Below are 17,170 nucleotides of genomic sequence, written 5' to 3' on the forward strand. Positions count from 1 at the left end.
AAATTCGGTTCAAGCGGTACGAATAAATGGCACTTAACACTATGCACCGTCCCGCACCTAAGCTCGAAAACTTTAGGATTTCATCAGACCATCATCAGGTCGAGTTCTTCCTCTTTGGGTGCAACCTTGGGTTTTTCGGGATTGAGGTAGAAGTCGGATAGGAGGCTAAACAGGTCGCGATCGGGTGCGTCGGTAGGCACCACACCTTCGGGCTGAGCCAAAACTTGATCCGCAATGTTGAGATAGTAGTCGCACACATAGTTGAGCGAGGGATCTTTCTCAGCCATTTCAAACAGTGTTTTGCCCTTCACGCGCGAAACGCGAATATCTTCAATTAACGGCAGCACTTCCAGCACGGGCATCGGCACCGTTTCCACGTATTTATCAATGAGGTCGCGCTTGCTGGTGCGGTTGCCGATGAGTCCGGCGAGGCGCAGTGGGTGAGTTCGTGCTTTTTCTCGAACGGAGGCGGCAATGCGGTTGGCGGCGAACAGCGCATCAAACCCGTTGTCGGTGACGATCATGCAATAGTCAGCGTAGTTGAGCGGTGCGGCAAATCCACCACACACCACGTCACCCAACACATCGAACAAAATTACGTCATATTCATCGAAGGCGTTGAGTTCTTTCAACAATTTGACGGTTTCGCCCACGACGTAGCCGCCGCAGCCTGCACCCGCCGGAGGGCCACCGGCTTCTACGCAGTCCACACCACCATAGCCCTTGTAAATTACGTCCTCGGGCCACACGTCTTCGTAGTGGAAGTTCTTTTCTTGCAGGGTGTCGATAATGGTGGGAATGAGGAATCCGGTAAGAGTGAAGGTGCTGTCGTGCTTGGGATCGCAACCGATTTGCAGCACTTTTTTGCCACGGCGGGCCAATGCGACTGAAATGTTGCAGCTGGTGGTGGACTTACCAATGCCACCTTTTCCATAAACGGCTAATTTCACGCTGCGGTTCTCCTCAAAAAAACTGAATATTGATGTGGCGATTGAAACTTGAGAGAGGAATCAGGCTGGAAGATGCGTTCCATAGAAGCGTCTATATTGGGGCGCGATCGCCCAGCCTGTCCACGTATCCTTGCCTGGGTGCATGGGTTTGCCCTGCACATGACAACTTAAATCGATGCGAATGACCTGTTTGGTTCTCAGCCTTCCCGGTCACTGACTGGATTATTGACGAATTTGCAGAGGAATGGAAGCGATGGTTAAAAGAAACTGAGGTGTATTTGGAAGAAAAAACGTGTCTGATAGCTCTGAGTTGTTGATTTTGCCTCTGAATCCATCTCAAATGAATTTAAATCGTTTTTCTCAGTTTTATGAAAACAATTTCATAAATACAGAACAAAAGACAAAAGCTTGGATCTCAATTCATTCAAGGGTTTCGCTCTTGGTTTGGCGAAAAATATTGGGGTTTGCCAGCTCAAAAGGCTTAAAAGGCTTGTGAAATGCGGAATCTGGCGATCGCCCTCTGGTTTTTGCTGCCTGATCTCCATGGGATTGGGTGCTGGTTGGTAGCAGCCTTGGGGGTGGAGGATGTTGATGCGTGGCAAGGCCGGTCGATCGCGCTGAAAGGCACACACAGAGGGAACAAAGGCGATCGCAAGGGACGGTTTAAGAGCGGCAGGGTAGACCAAAACAGTGGAGGATTTTGAGCGATCCCTTGCCTGAATGAATCCAATTGATAGGACCAGAGAGAATGAAATTGGGGATGGAAATGGCAATCAAAACGTCTTTTGTAAAAAATCGTGTCCTGTATCTCAAAAGATTAAGCAAGGGTAACGCTGCGTTGAGTGTTGTGAGAATGTGGAAACAGTTAACGGGTCATTTCATTAACAACAGCGTTTGAAAGCCATGAGTCAAGATCAAAAACCCACGGTTATCGTTACGGGAGCTTCTTCTGGAGTGGGATTGCACGCCACAAATTCCCTCGTCAAGCGGGGATGGCACGTTGTGATGGCGTGTCGCAATTTGGAAAAGGCCGAGGCCGCTGCGCGATCGCTCAACATTCCCAAAGAAAGCTACACGCTGATGCACATCGACTTGGGTGCGTTGGATAGCGTGCGTAAGTTTGTGGATGAGTTTCATGCCAGTGGGCGATCGCTCGAAGCCCTTGTGTGCAACGCTGCTGTGTATTTGCCCCTGCTCAAGGAACCGCTGCGAAGTCCCGAAGGCTACGAACTCAGCGTTGCAACCAACCACTTTGGACATTTTTTGCTGTGCAATCTCTTGCTGGAGGACCTTAAAAAATCGCCTGCCAAGGATAAGCGGCTGGTGATTTTGGGAACCGTGACTGCAAACTCGAAAGAACTTGGCGGCAAGATTCCCATCCCCGCTCCGGCCAATATTGGCAACCTGGAAGGGCTAGAGGCTGGCTTTAAAGCGCCCATTGCCATGATCGATGGCAAACCCTTTAAGCCGGGCAAAGCCTATAAAGACAGCAAGCTGTGCAACATGATCACCACACAGGAGCTGCACCGCCGCTTCCACGAGTCCACGGGCATTACCTTTAGCTCGCTCTATCCGGGCTGTGTGGCCGATACGCCCCTTTTCCGCAACAGCTACCCCATCTTCCAAAAGGTGTTCCCCTGGTTTCAAAAGAATATTACGGGGGGCTATGTATCACAGGAACTGGCTGGGGAGCGGGTCGCTCAAGTGGTGGCTGATACGGCTTTTCGCCAGTCGGGTGTGCACTGGAGCTGGGGCAACCGCCAAAAGAAAGACGGAAAGTCTTTTGTACAGGAGCTGTCTAGCCAGGCTAGCGATGCGGCAAAAGCTGAGCGAGTGTGGGACTTGAGTGCTAAATTGGTGGGTCTCGCGTAGCGTACTTGCTTGTAGGATGTGTAGGCATTGCCATCACGCATCAAACTTGTGACATTTCTCTCTGAAATTGAGTTCTGGCAGGGTCCAGCCGTGTTGGCGATCGCCGCATTGCTGGACTTTCTCATTGGCGATCCGTGGGGGTGGATTCATCCTGTTCAAGTGATGGGTTGGGTGATTTTGCGGTATGTGGCGTGGGCGTTAGCCTGGTGCAAATCTCCCATGTCTCAGCGGGTTGCTGGAGTTGGGCTAACGATCTTGCTGATGGTGGGCAGCGGGGTTGTGGGATGGGGTCTCATTGCGTTGGGGCGATCGCTGCATCCGGTGTTGGGTTTGCTGGTGGCAGTGGGGATGCTGGCTAGCTGTTTTGCGGGGCGCAGTCTGCGACGAGCGGCGACGGAGGTGCTTACGCCTTTGGCAAATGGGGATTTAGCTGCAACACGACAGGCATTGGGGCAGTATGTGGGCCGCGATACTGAGAATTTGTCGGAACCTGAGATTCTGCGGGCGGTGCTGGAAACGGTGACGGAGAATGCGACCGATGGGGTGATGGCTCCTCTGTTTTGGGCGATCGCTGGGTCGTTCACGCCGATTGGAGCTGCTCCGGTTGCGTTGGCCTACAAGGCTGCTAGCACGTTGGATTCTATGGTGGGTTATAAAGAAGCGCCCTACACCTATATTGGCTGGTTTAGCGCTCGGTTTGAGGATGGGTTGACTTGGTTGCCGTGTCGGCTCACAGTCTTGACGATTGGGCTGCTGTCGGGGAGGCCGTTGAAGGTGTGGCGCGTGTGTCGGCGAGATGCGCCGCAGGATCCTAGCCCGAATGCGGGCTGGAGTGAGTGTGCTTATGCGGCTGCGTTGGGGGTGCAGGTGGGCGGTACAAATGTATATCGCGGGGTGGTGAAGCATAAGCCGTTGCTGGGGGATGCGGAGCGAGTGATTACGCCCATGGTGATTCAGGAAGCAATGGGGTTGACGCGTTGGGCGTTTTTGATGTGGGTGGCGATCGCTCTTTTGCTGCTTCCAATGATTGGGCAGGATTTACGCAGTTAAATGAGTGTTGAGGCGATTAGCGCCCCAACACTCATTCAACTCCCTGGTTTTTGGCTGAAGTGTGTAAGTCCTAATTGGGGTTGGGGATTCAGGTTTGAGCTTGGGGGCGCGTCGCCCCCCAAACCCCCTGACTGGGAGGGACGGCAGCCCGTCCCTCCCAGACCCTCCCTCGGCAAAGGGGGTGTCGGTGGGATGCGTTAGGTCGCTTCGCATCGGTTGGGTTGAAATCAGGTTTATGCTGGGGCAGGTTCAAGGGCAAGGCGCTGTAGATGCAATCTGCCGCAATGGGGATTTGCCGCGATAGAGTGGAAACAGTGACTTCAGCGAGTGACTTCAACTGCTGCTGGCTCCCAATCCTGATTTCTGCTGCGAAATATGACTGCTGACCAAACGCCATCCCCTGCCCCAAAAAACTGGACGACACGACTGCGCCAATATTGGAAACAAGATTTGCTGCCCTTGCTGGCCGATTTGCGGTTGGCGATCGCGTTGCTGTTGGTGATTGCCATCTTTAGCGCATCCGGCACTGTGATCGAGCAAGGGGAATCTTTAGCCTTCTATCAAGCCAACTATCCCGAAGACCCTGCTCTGTTTGGCTTTTTGTCCTACAAGGTAATTCTCACTTTGGGGTTGGATCATGTGTATCGCACGTGGTGGTTTTTGTCGCTGCTAATTTTGTTTGGCTCTAGTCTCATTGCCTGCACCTTTACTCGCCAGTTGCCCACGCTCAAAGCTGCGCAAAAGTGGTCCTATTACAAGCAGCCACGCCAGTTTGAAAAGCTAGCTCTCAGCGCTGAGCTGGACGCTGCTTCGTTGGAAGCATTGGCCCCATTGCTTCAGCAAAAGCGGTATCGCATTTTTCAGGAGGGCAATACGCTGTATGCCCGCAAGGGGATTGCCGGACGTATTGGCCCAATTGTGGTGCATGCCAGCATGATTCTTATTCTGCTGGGTTCCATGCTGGGTGCTATGACTGGGTTCTTTGCTCAAGAAATGGTACCTAGTGGCGAAACGTTTCGCATTCACAACATTTTTGATGCAGGTCCTTGGGCAAAGTCGCAAATTCCAACGGATTGGGCGGTGCGGGTAAATCGCTTTTGGATCGACTACACGCCCGAAGGGTCTATCGATCAGTTTTATTCCGACCTCTCCGTGGTGGATGAGCAAGGCAATGAGTTACAGCGCAAAACGATTCATGTGAATGAGCCGCTGCGGCATAAAGGGGTGACGCTCTATCAGGCAGATTGGGCGATCGCAGGGGTGCGCATTCATTTCAACAACAGTCCGGTGCTGCAATTGCCCATGGCTCCGTTGGAAACGGGGAATGCGGCGCGGCTGTGGGGCACCTGGATTCCGACCAAGCCCGATCTGAGTGAAGGCGTATCGGTGATTGCTAAAGATTTGCAGGGCACGGTGATTGTTTATGACCAACAGGGGCAGTTGGTGTCTACCGTGCGGCAAGGGATGGCCACCGAGGTAAACGGTATTCGCCTCACGATTGATGAAGTGGTGGGAAGCACGGGATTGCAAATTAAGGCTGATCCGGGGATTCCCCTGGTGTATGCCGGGTTTGGGCTGCTAATGGTGAGTGTGATGATGAGTTACCTGTCGCACTCGCAAGTGTGGGCGTTGGTTGCCAATAACAAGCTCTACATTGGGGGGAAAACAAACCGGGCTCAGGTGATGTTTGAGCGGGAAATGATGGAGATGTTGGATGCGGTGGGGATGAGTTCCACGGAGTCGATCGCCGTGCCTGAGTCTGCAGTAAACGTCATCTAAACAATCTGAACAGCGGTGGCTGGGTTGAAACTAGAGATGCCACTGGCGTGTTGAGCGGGGTGGAGATGGGAAAGGGCATAGGGTCGATCAGGAATGCGGCGCTTAGCTCCAGTCTTCTCGTTGGGAACCTCGACCTTTGTACACTTGGCCGACTTGGTGAATCTCACGGGTTCTTTCAAATAGCTCTGCTTCGGTGAGCTGCCACCGCTCCAGTGCTTTATCCAAATCGGCTTGGATGTCGCGTGCGCCAGGAAAGCCATCATAGCGAATGCGCAAGCGAGCCAGTTCACATAGGTTGAAGTCGTTGGGTTCGCCTGCGAGGATCGAGTTTACGATTTGGCGATCGCTACTCCATAACGGATGAGTTTGCTCTTTTGCGGCGGCATTGGATTTGGTATCAGCCATAGGTTGCGATGATTTCTGAGTGCCTCATTATTCAAGCATAGGAATACCATGAACCCATCAACATCACAAAAACGCATTGCAGCGATCGCCACAATGCGTTTTGGGCTTCTCCCGTAGTAAGGCCTGAAAGGATTTACTCTAAAAGGGATCACTCTAAAAGGGGAACTAGGCGGTTTGCAAGTTTAGAGTGGGGTAGTCGGTGTAGCCGCGCTCGTCGCCACCGTAAAAGGTGGAGCGATCATAGGGGTTGAGAGAGGCATGAGCCTCAAACCGTTCTACCAAGTCAGGGTTAGAAATGTAGAGACGGCCAAAGGCAATGAGATCAGCATCCCCATTGGCGATCGCTTCGTTCCCCAACGCTTGGGTATAGCTGCTTGCTGCAATAATCGTACCGTTGTAGATGGTGCGAAAATAACTGGATGTTAGCGTCAACGCATCCATTCGTGCCGGATTCTGTGCATCTTCTCCAGTACGTGGCTCTACTAAGTGCAAATAGGCTAATTTGAAATCATTGAGCCGTTCTACAACATAGGTAAACAGTGCCTTTGGATCAGAATCGGAAATATCGTTAAACGTACCGCTAGGCGACAAACGAACGCCAACGCGCTCGCTCCCCCATACATCCACTACTGCATTCATAACTTCAAGCAGCAATCGTGCTCGATTCTCGATTGAACCGCCATAGTTATCTGTCCGATGGTTCGTTCCATCTTGCAAAAACTGATCCAGCAAATAACCATTCGCGCTGTGAACTTCCACACCATCAAACCCGGCTTCCATCGCTCGCTTGGCCGCTTGGCGATAAGCATCAACAATACCGGGAAGCTCAGAAGTTTCTAGAGCGCGAGGGGTTACATAGGGCTTCATCCCTTCGGTGGTTGCAGCTTCACCTTGAGGGGCGATCGCACTCGGGGCAACGGGGAGTTCGCCATTCGGCTGAAGCGATGGATGCGAGATCCGGCCAACATGCCATAACTGCAAAAAAATACGGCCATGATTGTCGTGAACGGCTTTAGTGACCAGCTTCCAGCCTTCCACCTGTGCATCGGAGTAAATGCCAGGAGTACCGGGATAGCCCATACCTTGAGGCGAAATTTGGCTAGCCTCGGAAATGATCAGCCCGGCAGAGGCGCGCTGGGCATAATAGATCGCGTTCAAGGCTGTGGGGGCAAGACCATCCCCAGCCCGGTTGCGGGTCAGCGGAGCCATAACAACCCGATTGGGCAATTCGTAAGCGCCCAGTTGAACGGGCTGTAGTAGAGGTTGTTGGGTAGCCATAAAGCCTTAAGCAGTTAAACAAGTATTTAACTAAAATCGTAGTCGTGCTTCATGGGATAGTCAAGTAGTTGTTTAACTATTTCGGTTGTGAGATCTCTCATAAGATAGAGTCATAGCAAACATCTTGTTTGGGTGCTTCTTTCTCTTTGTGTTCACCCCGTTTTGATTTCGTTTTATTGAAATGACTTATCATTCGTCTCTAGAGGCTTCTTCAATCCTTCATCCTTCTGGCGCAGCAATAAGTACCGAGCAGCGCGCGCGCATTTTTGCTGCATTGTCTGACCCTACTCGGCTCAAAATTGTTGAATTGCTGGCCGACCAGGGCGAACTCAGCGGCTCTGATATTGCCAAGCAGGTGGGCATTAGTTTGGCGCTGTTCTGTCACCATTCCCGTACATTGGCCGAGGCCGGCCTGGTCACCATCCGCAAAGAAGGCCAAACCAAGTTCAGCTCGCTCAACCAAACGGCGCTGACCAATTGTTTTGATAGTCTCAATTTGGGAGATCGCCAACGATAGCTTCTGCCTTCTGGGGCGATCGCCCGTGGGCGCACGGCTCGGTTGCGGCCTGATTGTCCCCAAGCTTCAGCATATCCACAGAATTCACAAACAAATTGAGCCGATTTTGCCTGCAAAATGGTAGATTGACTCCTGCTCTGTTTGCTGCGTTTACGACACTCAACAGAATTCGTTCAACCAGGGTCATTTCGGACGTTTGGCGCTGTTGAAGCAGCCCCCTGCTCCCATGACCGTTGGTTTATCTTTGGCAAAATCTATGACTTCTTCTTCGGTAATCGAAAAAATCTATACGGATGGCGCGTGCTCAGGCAATCCGGGGCCAGGTGGGTGGGGTACGGTCATTTACTTTGCAGATGGCTCTGTGCATGAGCTGGGTGGCCGCGAAGCGCAAACCACCAATAACCGTATGGAAATGCAAGCAGCGATCGCGGCACTGCAATTTGTGGCCGAATCTGGACAAACCCAGTCCCTGACGCTGTACACCGACAGCGAATACGTGAAAAAGGGCATCACGGAATGGATTCACGGCTGGAAGCGAAAAGGCTGGAAAACCTCGACTGGAAAACCCGTCATCAATCAAGACTTATGGCAGCAAATTGACCAGCTCAACCGACGCTCGGTGACATGGCAATATGTGCGCGGCCATGCCGGCAACGTCGGCAACGAACGCGCCGATGCGATCGCCCGTGCTTATTCTCTAGGGGCAACCCCACCCTTGCAGCAGCAGCCTTCTTCTCTCAGTCATTGAAGAACAGTGGCATTGAAGAATGATAAGCATCGGCAAACAAAATCGATAGTTGCCTCAAGCCATTACTTCATCATTTCGCAAAGATTGATAGATGAATCACCGATAAGGCTGGGCCTAAGAGGTAAAATTCAGTCTGTATTAATCAAGCACCTCCGATGTGAAAGCTATATGGTAGACTCCAATACTCCCTCAATGATTGAGGCATCGGACAACCTACCGCGCGAGGTCCGTGTTGCTCAGCTTCGCAACACCATCGAAACGCTAGAAATTGCCGATCGCATTGCTCACCATGGGTATCTCATCACCAGTTCAGAACTGGCCGATCTGATGGATGTCAACGCCAGTGCTGTTACCAGCCGAGGCGATAATTGGGTTTGGCGAAATTGGGTTGTATCTCGGGTCCGGCGAGAAGGAAACCAGATTTTGTGGCAGCTCGACCGAGTAGATTGATTCGGTCCCTCCTGCTGCAGAAATACGAAGTTCGGAGATCACTATGCAGATATCACAATCAAAGCTCCGCCGAACGTTAAAAGATTTTATAGTTAGCCACTATATATAGAATCCTTATTCCATCTAGACAGTATATTTAGTAGTCTAGATAAGCCAAGTGCAGGCCATTCGTTGTAGAAGCGGTCATTGCTTTATCAGGGCGATCGCGCACTTGCAGGGGCTTCATCGTCGATTCACAATCAAAAGGGTTCGAAGGTTTGTAGTCTGAACTCAAGCTTGAGGTGCAACAGCCTCGGTTTGGGTTTGAGTGTCGTGCTGTGTCCTGTCTGACACTGCACCCAGGTTCGAGAGTTGCGGCGAGCATTCAACACGCAGGGGATAAGGATTGTGGTAGTTGTTCTAGAAACCTTCTGGAATCAAGTGTTAGAGCGGTTGCAGCTAAAGCTGAGCCGCCCCACCTTTGAAACCTGGATCAAACCAGCTACCGCCGAGTATCTCGACGAAAAACAGTTGACCATCTGTACGCACAACATTTTTGCGCGTAACTGGCTACAAAAGTACTACCTCAAAACCATCACCGAAGTGGTGTACGACGTGCTGGGTTACCCGGTCGATATCCACATCACGGTGCGTCAGGGCGAAGAGTCTGAGGTGTTGGGCGACGAGGCTGAAGTGCTATGGCCACTGCCAAGCGATGCATCGCTAGAAGCAACTGCTGAAGCCCCACCCACGCCGCAGCCGCAGCCACGGGCTAAACCGACCGATCTCAACCCCAAGTACGTGTTCTCTCGGTTTGTGGTGGGAGCCAACAATCGTATGGCGCATGCAGCCTCGCTGGCTGTTGCCGAGTCGCCCGGTCGCGAGTTCAATCCGCTCTTTTTGTGCGGTGGGGTTGGATTGGGCAAAACTCACTTGATGCAGGCGATCGGCCACTATCGACGTGAAATTAATGCAGATGCCAAAATTTATTACGTGTCAACTGAGCAGTTCACCAATGACTTGATTTCGGCCATCCGCAAAGACAGCATGCAAAGCTTCCGCGAACTCTACCGTGCGGTCGATGTTTTGTTGGTGGATGACATTCAGTTCATTGAAGGAAAAGAGTACACTCAGGAAGAATTTTTTCACACCTTTAATACCCTGCACGAAGCGGGAAAACAGGTCGTGATTGCCAGCGATCGCCCTCCCCAGCAAATTCCCCGATTACAAGAGCGACTGTGTTCTCGCTTTTCCATGGGGCTCATTGCCGATATCCAACCTCCGGATTTGGAAACCCGTATGGCCATTCTGCAAAAGAAGGCTGAATACGAAAATATGCGCCTTCCCCGTGAGGTCATCGAGTACATTGCCTCTAGCTACACCTCCAACATTCGAGAGTTGGAAGGAGCGCTTATTCGAGCCGTTGCCTACATCTCCATTTCGGGATTGCAAATGTCGGTCGAAAATATTTCGCCCGTGCTCAATCCCCCCAGCGAGAAAATTGAAGCTTCGCCTGAAGCGGTGATTCTAGCAGTGGCCGAAGAATTTAATGTCTCTGTAGATGACTTGAAGGGGACCTCTCGCCGCCGCGAAATTAGCGTGGCGCGTCAGGTGGGCATGTACCTCATGCGTCACCATACGGACCTCAGCCTGCCTAAAATCGGTGAAGTGTTTGGCGGCAAGGATCACACGACGGTTCTGTACAGCTGCGAGAAGATTACTCAGCTCAAAGAAACCGATGTCGATATGGCCCGCACCCTCAGAAACCTGAGCGATCGCATCAATCTCTCTAGCCAACCTCAAGCACCCTCATCTCGCCGCTGGAATAAATAGAGCGGATCGATCCATAACCTAAAAAATCCCAGACCAGGAGCTATGATAGATAGCTCCTGGTCTGGGTCGGTTCATCCGTTCACCGCCTGCATGAATCGCTTGCTGAAACATCAATCGTTGCACAGCGGAGCCATGCAACGATTGATGCAAGCGGTTCAATAAACGCGGCGTACAGGCTAGGCGCTGGCTTTGCGGTTCATTTTGTCCTGATTGCGGTTCACCCCATTCAGGAACATCGGAATGAACTTTTCAACAAAGGCTTGAGGATCGCGCTGCCATGCTCGCTGAATCACATCCATGCGGGTACGCTGCAAATCGGGAGCTAGTAGAGCGTTGGGTAGGCGCTCCATCAAATACTGAGGGCGCTGCCACACCGGCAAGTTGTTGGCAATGTCCAGCAAGTTCCCCACGCGACGCAACTCGGCACCCAGAGTAATGTCCATACCGCCTTCAAACGCGGCTTGCTCAATCGCGGCATACTTGCGCTTGGCAACTTCTACCTTAAGACGATGCTCTGGGCTTTTATCTGCCAGCTGAGCTAGCAGTCGGTTGCCCCAGCGCACGTGGCCCGCTTCCTCAGGCAAAATACGCTCGATCGTTTCCCGAATTTTGACGTTCTCTTCGGTTTGAGGGGCCTGCTTGAGCGCGTAGATATGCCCCGAAAAGTATTCGCAACCGCGTTTTTCGGTCACGTTAATTGCCGCGAGTGATGAAATGACAAAATCATCCAAATCGGTTGTGGGTTCGCTGATCTGCTCCCGATCGAGCAATTTTTCAAACTCTTCAATGTAAGAAGACCCTGGTGGTGTGCCCACAGGGGCTCCTAAATCGGTGAGCAAGTCGGTAAGCCACATTGCGTGGCGCGCTTCATCCGAGACGTGGCGAGAAAGGTCGCGCACCAGTGAAGCCGGTTGGCCATCCAATTGCTCAATTAAATCGGTGAGGTCTTTGCAGCTACGTTGCTCGCTGTAGCGGTAGCGGTTGAGCGTGATGAGATGAACGTCGCGATCGCGTACGACTTGCGTCAACACATCGCGAGCGCTCATGGCGCCGAATGAGCTTTGAAGTTTGCGAGGATAAACAACAGTCATAACAATTGCTTAGGATTGTTGCGTTTTGTAAAAGGTACCCTCATCCTAACGCAACTTTCCCCAGGCTTCGATGTTCAAACGAAGGACATTTCAGGCGGAATTCATGCAACTTTGGCAGATAAGGGCAAAATAGCAGAGGAAATATCGACAATCCTCTTTCGCCCCGATTTTGCATGACTACAAAAAACATCGCGTTTTCGATTCTGTTGATTTTCATTCCGATCTCCATCGCTGCTCACTACATGCATTGGGGGCCTCTGCCCGAGTTTGGTACAACCTGCTTGGCCATTTTGTCCTTAGCCGCATGGATGGGTACCGCGACTGAAGAAATTGCCGTCGTCGTTGGCCCCAACCTGGGCGGCTTGCTCAATGCCACCTTTGGCAACGCCGCAGAACTCATTATCGCCACGGTTGCCCTTAAGGAAGGGTTTATTGGCGTGGTCAAGGCCAGTTTAACTGGGTCAATTGTGTGTAACCTGCTGCTGGTGATCGGGCTATCCATGTTTTTAGGTGGCTTGCGCTACAAAGAGCAAACCTTTCGGCCGGTGGTGGCCCGCACCAATGCTGCAGCAATGAATCTGGCGGTGGTGGCGTTGCTGATGCCAGCGGCGGTCAATTTCACCTCCAGCGGCATTGAGGAACCGTTGATGCAAAAGCTGTCGGTTGCGGTGGCGATCGTCCTCATTCTGGTGTACCTGCTCACGCTGGTGTTTTCGATGAAAACCCACACCTATTTATATGAGGCAGGAGTGGCCGAGTTAGAAGGTGGCGAATCGAATGGTGAGGATCACAGCGAAGGCGAGAGCCACAGCGAACACAAGCCCAATCTGTGGCTGTGGGTAACGGTGCTATTGGTCGCTACATCGTTTGTGGCGTATGAATCAGAGCTGTTGGTGGGATCGCTAGAAGCGGCCAGCAAGCAGCTGGGCCTAACAGAACTGTTTACTGGGGTAATTTTGCTGCCGATTATTGGCAACGCTGCCGAAAACTTAACGGCTGTAACGGTGGCGGTAAAAAACAAGATGGATCTGTCGCTGTCGGTAGCGGTGGGTGCCAGCATGCAGGTGGCACTGTTTGTGGCTCCGGTACTGGTGATCGCGGGCTACTTCTTTCATCAGCCGATGGATTTGAACTTCAACCCGTTCGAGCTAGTTGCCGTGGCAGTCGCGGTGCTCATTACCAATTCCATTAGTAATGACGGGCGATCGAACTGGCTAGAAGGAACGCTGCTAATTGCCACTTACATCATCGTTGGTACGGCATTCTTCTTCCATCCTGTGATTGCTGGCATTGGCTAGGTTTCCGTCAGGATTGATGTTGGGCATGGCTAAAACTCAACAAACCTCCATTTTGAGGGATTTTAATGGGTTGAACACCGACACAACTGGCCTTGACAAAAGAAAAGGGACGCGAGTTTGCGCCCCTTGTGAACCATGCGGAAAGTCGAACTTGAAGCCATGAAACAATCAGCGAAACGAGCAGCTGAGATCTAGAGCTGCTTTAAGCCAGAAACAAGCTGTGTGACCACATCTCTAGCATTACCAAACAGCATCACGGTTTTGTCTTTGTAGAACAATTCGTTCTCAACGCCCGAAAATCCAGCATTCATTCCCCGCTTCACCACAATAGTGTGATGCGCCTTGTCAACTTCTAAGATAGGCATGCCGTAGATAGGGCTGTTGGTGTCGTGCCGGGCGGATGGGTTCACCACATCGTTTGCGCCAATGACCAGGGCCACATCGGTATGGTCAAATTCGGGGTTGATGTCATCCATATCATGCAGCTGTGGATAGGGCACGTTGGCTTCGGCGAGCAGCACGTTCATGTGTCCCGGCATACGACCGGCTACTGGGTGAATGGCGTATTTCACGTCTACCCCTAGTCGCTCTAGCTGGTCGGCCAACTCGCGTACGGCGTGCTGTGCCTGGGCTACAGCCATGCCATATCCCGGTACAATCACCACGGACTGGGCGTATCCCAACATCATCGAAGCTTCGTCGGAATCTACCGATCGCACCGCGCGATCGCCCACCTCAGCCTCAGTCCCATCTCCGCCTGTCGCTGCTTTCTTGGTGGTGTTAAAGGCTGTGAATAGAACATTGGTGAGCGATCGGTTCATGCCCTTACACATGATTTGGGTGAGGATGATCCCCGATGCGCCCACCAGGGCTCCTGCAATGATCAGCATGTTGTTCATCAACACAAAACCAGCAGCGCTAGCGGCCAAGCCCGAAAAGGAGTTGAGCAGCGACACCGCAACGGGCATATCTGCGCCACCAATGGGAATCGCAAACAGCACACCCAAGGTTAGGGAAATGGCGAGCATGATCAGGAAGGCAGCCTGACTACCCGAGTTGAGAATGAGGTAGCCACCGCTCACCACAAAAATGGCCAGCAGGCCAATGCCGAGCGCCCGTTGTAGAGGAAAGGTAATGGCCGAACCGCTCATAATGCCCTGGAGCTTGGCAAAGGCCACCAAACTTCCTGTGAGGGTAATGCCGCCAATCAGCACACTCAAAATCATGGTGATGATGCCCGCCGCAGAGGGCAATTCGTGCGTGGCCAAAATGCGCCAAAACTCCGCCATGGCAATCAACGTGGAGGCACCACCGCCCAAGCCGTTGAGCAAGCCCACCATTTGTGGCATGTCCGTCATTTCAACGCGGCGGGCCATGACTACGCCAATGGCCGACCCTACCGCAATGCCTACAAAAATGAGGCTGTAGTTCAACGAAGATTTGTACAGCAAAGTAGCGGCGATCGCCAATACCATACCAACCGTGGCCAGCAGATTGCCGCGTCGTGCCGTTGCCGGAGAGCTGAGTTGCTTTAGCCCCACAATAAATAAGGAGGCCGCAATGAGGTAGCTAAGTTCAATGCCACCGTGCAAAATATCGTCCATAGTGATTTTGTAATTCCTTAGTCGCAGAGGCCCAAACCATTTGGGCGCGTAAATTGAGTGATAGGAAAAAAGCTTGAAGCTGCCGTACAACCAACAAAACTGATGGGAGAAGCTGTTGGAAACGGCATCGCGAAGCGTCGCTAACGTTTGCTAACGTTTGGCTGCTAGCTTCTGGCTTCCTTTTTCTTAAACATTTGCAGCATGCGATCGGTAACCAAAAATCCGCCGACCACATTCACCATGGCTAGCACGATCGCCACCAAACCCAAAATATTGGTCACCGTCATATCGCTGCCACTGGTTACCAGCAGCGCACCAATTACGGCAATGCCCGAAATCGCATTTGAACCCGACATCAACGGCGTATGTAGCGTTGGCGGCACCTTATTAATTACCTCAAATCCAACAAATGCAGCCAGCACAAACACAACCAAGCTGGCGACTAACACATCCATACCTGTACTCCTAAAGGGCAAACGAACAAGAAACGTAACCCAAGCACTACCAAGCTCAGGCCAAAGGAATCGAAACTGCTTGAAGCGGAAGGCATCGCAGAGGATGCCCGAAGCGCTACACAGGCTGGCGGATGGCTTCTAATGCTTCTCGCACCCGCTGATTACGAATTTCGCCACCGTGAGTTACACACGCGCTTTGAATGATGTCGTCGTCAAAGTTGAGGTTGAGTTCGCCATCCTTAATCAGCAGTTGCAGCAGCGTCACAATGTTTTTGGAATACATTTGGCTGGCGTGGATGGGTACCGACGATGGCAGATTGATGGGGCCAATAATGGTTACGCCATTTTTCAACACGTCTTTGCCAGGTTCGGTACAGGCACAGTTGCCACCTTGCTCTGCTGCCAAATCCACAATCACAGAGCCCGGTTTCATTTGCATCACCATGTCTTCTGTTACCAAGGTGGGTGCTTTTCTGCCGGGTACTTGAGCCGTGGTGATCACCACATCCGATTGCTTGATGTGCTCGGTCAAAACTTGGCGCGATCGCTCTTTTGACTCTTCCGAAATCTCGCGGGCATAGCCGCCTGCGGCAACTGTTTCTTCTTGAAGGGTCACCTCTACAAACTTGGCCCCAAGGCTTTGCACTTCTTCTTTCACCGCTGGGCGAATGTCAAATGCTTCGACAACAGCACCCAATCGACGGGCCGTGGCGATCGCCTGCAACCCCGCGACACCAGCCCCCATGACAAATACCTTGGCCGGAGCCATCGTACCGGCTGCCGTGGTCAACATCGGAAAGAATTTGGGCAGTGCGGTTGCGCCCAACAGAGCAGCCTTATAGCCTGCGATCGCCGCCTGCGACGACAACGCATCCATACTTTGTGCCCGGCTCGTCCGTGGGATCATTTCCATACTGAATGCCGTCACCTGGCGCTCTGCCAAATGCCGCATGTCGTGAGGCTCACCCAACGGATTTAAAAAGCCGATCACAACTGCACCCGGCTTCAGAAATGACAACTCAGACTGCCCATCCTCACGCTCACGCAGTGGGCTCACCTTCACTAATAAGTCAGCCTCACGCCATAGATGCGCCGTATCGTGAATAATCGTTGCCCCTGCTGCTTCATACGCAGCATCAGAAAAACAGGCACCTTCGCCAGCTCCGGCTTCTACCCAAATTTCCAATCCAGACTTGACCAATCGAGCAACCATATCTGGAATTAGCGCAACGCGCCGCTCTCCCATGTCGATTTCTTTGGCAACCGCTATTTTCATGCATTCTCCTTATCGAGAAATATAGACGAACTCAAGAATTGTGCTACCTCAACTGCTGTACCCACGGTTTGGTGCGAGTGGCTGCGGTCAAGAACGTTTGATGGCTGCTTCGCTAAATTGCAGTGATGAAGCGTTGATGACTCATCATGCTGGTATCGAAATCCTTTGCAATGAGACTTGCAAGTAGAGCATTGCAATCCATAGAGAACTGACAAAAAACACAATTGGAACGTCAGTTCAGATACTTGCTAGACACCCCATAGGAGCAACTGAGCATCGTACTCGGTTGCATGGTGGCTCAACAAATATGATTTTCTGAAAGGCATTGATTTTAAGCAATTCCAACTCAAACTCAATGACAGGAGCAACTGAAAGTTTCAGAAAAAACCCTTATTTCTATGGCCAATGATCTCGTAGCGAAAACCTTTTCAGCTAGGCAACGTAAAATGTCAGCGCAAATCAATCGATATTACTTTGCATCCTAGAGTGATCCCCAACACAGTGACCACATCTTTAACTTGTCTTATAGATTTATTCGATGAGTTCCCCTCTGCAACGCAAATCTCTACGCGGATTTGATGAAGG

The 17,170-nt window shown here is 51.8% G+C and carries 16 protein-coding genes; 9 read left to right on the forward strand and 7 right to left on the reverse strand.

The features are described from left to right. Window positions 1-83: 83 nt before the first annotated feature. A complete protein-coding gene (gene bchL, locus ACQ4M4_RS08640; protein WP_430684082.1) occupies window positions 84-950 on the reverse strand; it encodes a ferredoxin:protochlorophyllide reductase (ATP-dependent) iron-sulfur ATP-binding protein in 867 nt (288 codons plus the stop codon). Window positions 951-1,447: 497 nt separating this feature from the next. Between bchL and ACQ4M4_RS08645 the strand changes: the two genes are divergently transcribed. From ACQ4M4_RS08645 to ACQ4M4_RS08660, 4 genes are all read left to right on the forward strand, one after another. Beyond that, a complete protein-coding gene (locus ACQ4M4_RS08645; RefSeq protein ID WP_430684083.1) occupies window positions 1,448-1,654 on the forward strand; it encodes a hypothetical protein in 207 nt (68 codons plus the stop codon). Between the two features lie 199 nt (window positions 1,655-1,853). Continuing rightward, window positions 1,854-2,822, forward strand: coding sequence for a protochlorophyllide reductase (locus tag ACQ4M4_RS08650; protein ID WP_430684084.1), 969 nt, complete (start codon window positions 1,854-1,856; stop codon window positions 2,820-2,822). Window positions 2,823-2,870: 48 nt separating this feature from the next. Beyond that, complete coding sequence (cbiB, locus tag ACQ4M4_RS08655; RefSeq protein WP_430684085.1) at window positions 2,871-3,872, forward strand: adenosylcobinamide-phosphate synthase CbiB; 1,002 nt, start codon at window positions 2,871-2,873, stop codon at window positions 3,870-3,872. A 375-nt stretch (window positions 3,873-4,247) separates the two neighbouring features. Further along, window positions 4,248-5,651: a cytochrome c biogenesis protein gene (locus ACQ4M4_RS08660; RefSeq protein WP_430684086.1), complete on the forward strand. Its 1,404-nt coding sequence runs from the start codon at window positions 4,248-4,250 to the stop codon at window positions 5,649-5,651. 102 nt (window positions 5,652-5,753) lie between these two features. Here the strand turns inward: ACQ4M4_RS08660 and ACQ4M4_RS08665 are convergent, their stop codons facing one another. After that, window positions 5,754-6,056 (reverse strand): DUF3288 family protein, encoded by a 303-nt coding sequence (locus tag ACQ4M4_RS08665; RefSeq protein WP_430684087.1) that lies wholly within the window; start codon window positions 6,054-6,056, stop codon window positions 5,754-5,756. A gap of 165 nt (window positions 6,057-6,221) precedes the next feature. Then, window positions 6,222-7,334 carry an alkene reductase gene (locus ACQ4M4_RS08670; protein ID WP_430684088.1) on the reverse strand — a complete coding sequence of 371 codons (1,113 nt, stop codon included), beginning with the start codon at window positions 7,332-7,334 and terminating at the stop codon, window positions 6,222-6,224. A 181-nt stretch (window positions 7,335-7,515) separates the two neighbouring features. On the opposite strand from ACQ4M4_RS08670, the gene ACQ4M4_RS08675 reads away from it, so the two are divergent. The 4 genes from ACQ4M4_RS08675 (at window position 7,516) to dnaA (ending at window position 10,861) form a co-directional block, all read left to right on the forward strand. Continuing rightward, window positions 7,516-7,851 (forward strand): ArsR/SmtB family transcription factor, encoded by a 336-nt coding sequence (locus ACQ4M4_RS08675; RefSeq protein WP_430684089.1) that lies wholly within the window; start codon window positions 7,516-7,518, stop codon window positions 7,849-7,851. Between the two features lie 256 nt (window positions 7,852-8,107). Continuing rightward, on the forward strand, window positions 8,108-8,599 hold the full coding sequence (gene rnhA / locus ACQ4M4_RS08680; protein ID WP_430684090.1) for a ribonuclease HI: 492 nt from the start codon (window positions 8,108-8,110) through the stop codon (window positions 8,597-8,599). 168 nt (window positions 8,600-8,767) lie between these two features. Then, window positions 8,768-9,049, forward strand: coding sequence for a hypothetical protein (locus tag ACQ4M4_RS08685; RefSeq protein ID WP_430684091.1), 282 nt, complete (start codon window positions 8,768-8,770; stop codon window positions 9,047-9,049). A 387-nt stretch (window positions 9,050-9,436) separates the two neighbouring features. Further along, complete coding sequence (dnaA, locus tag ACQ4M4_RS08690) at window positions 9,437-10,861, forward strand: chromosomal replication initiator protein DnaA (RefSeq protein WP_430684092.1); 1,425 nt, start codon at window positions 9,437-9,439, stop codon at window positions 10,859-10,861. A gap of 176 nt (window positions 10,862-11,037) precedes the next feature. Here dnaA and ACQ4M4_RS08695 read toward each other — a convergent pair whose 3' ends face one another. Beyond that, window positions 11,038-11,952, reverse strand: coding sequence for a ferritin-like domain-containing protein (locus tag ACQ4M4_RS08695; RefSeq protein WP_430684093.1), 915 nt, complete (start codon window positions 11,950-11,952; stop codon window positions 11,038-11,040). Between the two features lie 173 nt (window positions 11,953-12,125). Here ACQ4M4_RS08695 and cax point away from each other — a divergent pair, with 173 nt between their 5' ends. Beyond that, a complete protein-coding gene (cax, locus tag ACQ4M4_RS08700) occupies window positions 12,126-13,250 on the forward strand; it encodes a calcium/proton exchanger (RefSeq protein WP_430684094.1) in 1,125 nt (374 codons plus the stop codon). Window positions 13,251-13,441: 191 nt separating this feature from the next. Here the strand turns inward: cax and ACQ4M4_RS08705 are convergent, their stop codons facing one another. The 3 genes from ACQ4M4_RS08705 to ACQ4M4_RS08715 all read right to left on the reverse strand — a co-directional run bounded on the left by ACQ4M4_RS08705 (window position 13,442) and on the right by ACQ4M4_RS08715 (window position 16,585). Beyond that, a complete protein-coding gene (locus ACQ4M4_RS08705) occupies window positions 13,442-14,854 on the reverse strand; it encodes an NAD(P)(+) transhydrogenase (Re/Si-specific) subunit beta (protein WP_430684095.1) in 1,413 nt (470 codons plus the stop codon). 164 nt (window positions 14,855-15,018) lie between these two features. Then, window positions 15,019-15,309, reverse strand: coding sequence for an NAD(P) transhydrogenase subunit alpha (locus ACQ4M4_RS08710; protein ID WP_430684096.1), 291 nt, complete (start codon window positions 15,307-15,309; stop codon window positions 15,019-15,021). A gap of 115 nt (window positions 15,310-15,424) precedes the next feature. Further along, on the reverse strand, window positions 15,425-16,585 hold the full coding sequence (locus ACQ4M4_RS08715; RefSeq protein ID WP_430684097.1) for a Re/Si-specific NAD(P)(+) transhydrogenase subunit alpha: 1,161 nt from the start codon (window positions 16,583-16,585) through the stop codon (window positions 15,425-15,427). Between the last annotated feature and the right edge of the window lie 585 nt (window positions 16,586-17,170).

Source organism: Leptolyngbya sp. AN02str (assembly GCF_050565595.1).
Classification (GTDB): domain Bacteria; phylum Cyanobacteriota; class Cyanobacteriia; order Elainellales; family Elainellaceae; genus Kaiparowitsia.

Coding starts and splice junctions, on each gene's coding strand:
- ACQ4M4_RS08645 (WP_430684083.1), top strand. CDS start 1,448: ATGCGGAATCTGGCGATCGCCCTCTGGTTTTTGCTGCCTGATCTCCAT.
- ACQ4M4_RS08650 (WP_430684084.1), top strand. CDS start 1,854: ATGAGTCAAGATCAAAAACCCACGGTTATCGTTACGGGAGCTTCTTCT.
- ACQ4M4_RS08660 (WP_430684086.1), top strand. CDS start 4,248: ATGACTGCTGACCAAACGCCATCCCCTGCCCCAAAAAACTGGACGACA.
- ACQ4M4_RS08665 (WP_430684087.1), bottom strand. CDS start 6,056: ATGGCTGATACCAAATCCAATGCCGCCGCAAAAGAGCAAACTCATCCG.
- ACQ4M4_RS08670 (WP_430684088.1), bottom strand. CDS start 7,334: ATGGCTACCCAACAACCTCTACTACAGCCCGTTCAACTGGGCGCTTAC.
- ACQ4M4_RS08675 (WP_430684089.1), top strand. CDS start 7,516: ATGACTTATCATTCGTCTCTAGAGGCTTCTTCAATCCTTCATCCTTCT.
- rnhA (WP_430684090.1), top strand. CDS start 8,108: ATGACTTCTTCTTCGGTAATCGAAAAAATCTATACGGATGGCGCGTGC.
- ACQ4M4_RS08685 (WP_430684091.1), top strand. CDS start 8,768: ATGGTAGACTCCAATACTCCCTCAATGATTGAGGCATCGGACAACCTA.
- ACQ4M4_RS08695 (WP_430684093.1), bottom strand. CDS start 11,952: ATGACTGTTGTTTATCCTCGCAAACTTCAAAGCTCATTCGGCGCCATG.
- cax (WP_430684094.1), top strand. CDS start 12,126: ATGACTACAAAAAACATCGCGTTTTCGATTCTGTTGATTTTCATTCCG.
- ACQ4M4_RS08705 (WP_430684095.1), bottom strand. CDS start 14,854: ATGGACGATATTTTGCACGGTGGCATTGAACTTAGCTACCTCATTGCG.
- ACQ4M4_RS08710 (WP_430684096.1), bottom strand. CDS start 15,309: ATGGATGTGTTAGTCGCCAGCTTGGTTGTGTTTGTGCTGGCTGCATTT.
- ACQ4M4_RS08715 (WP_430684097.1), bottom strand. CDS start 16,585: ATGAAAATAGCGGTTGCCAAAGAAATCGACATGGGAGAGCGGCGCGTT.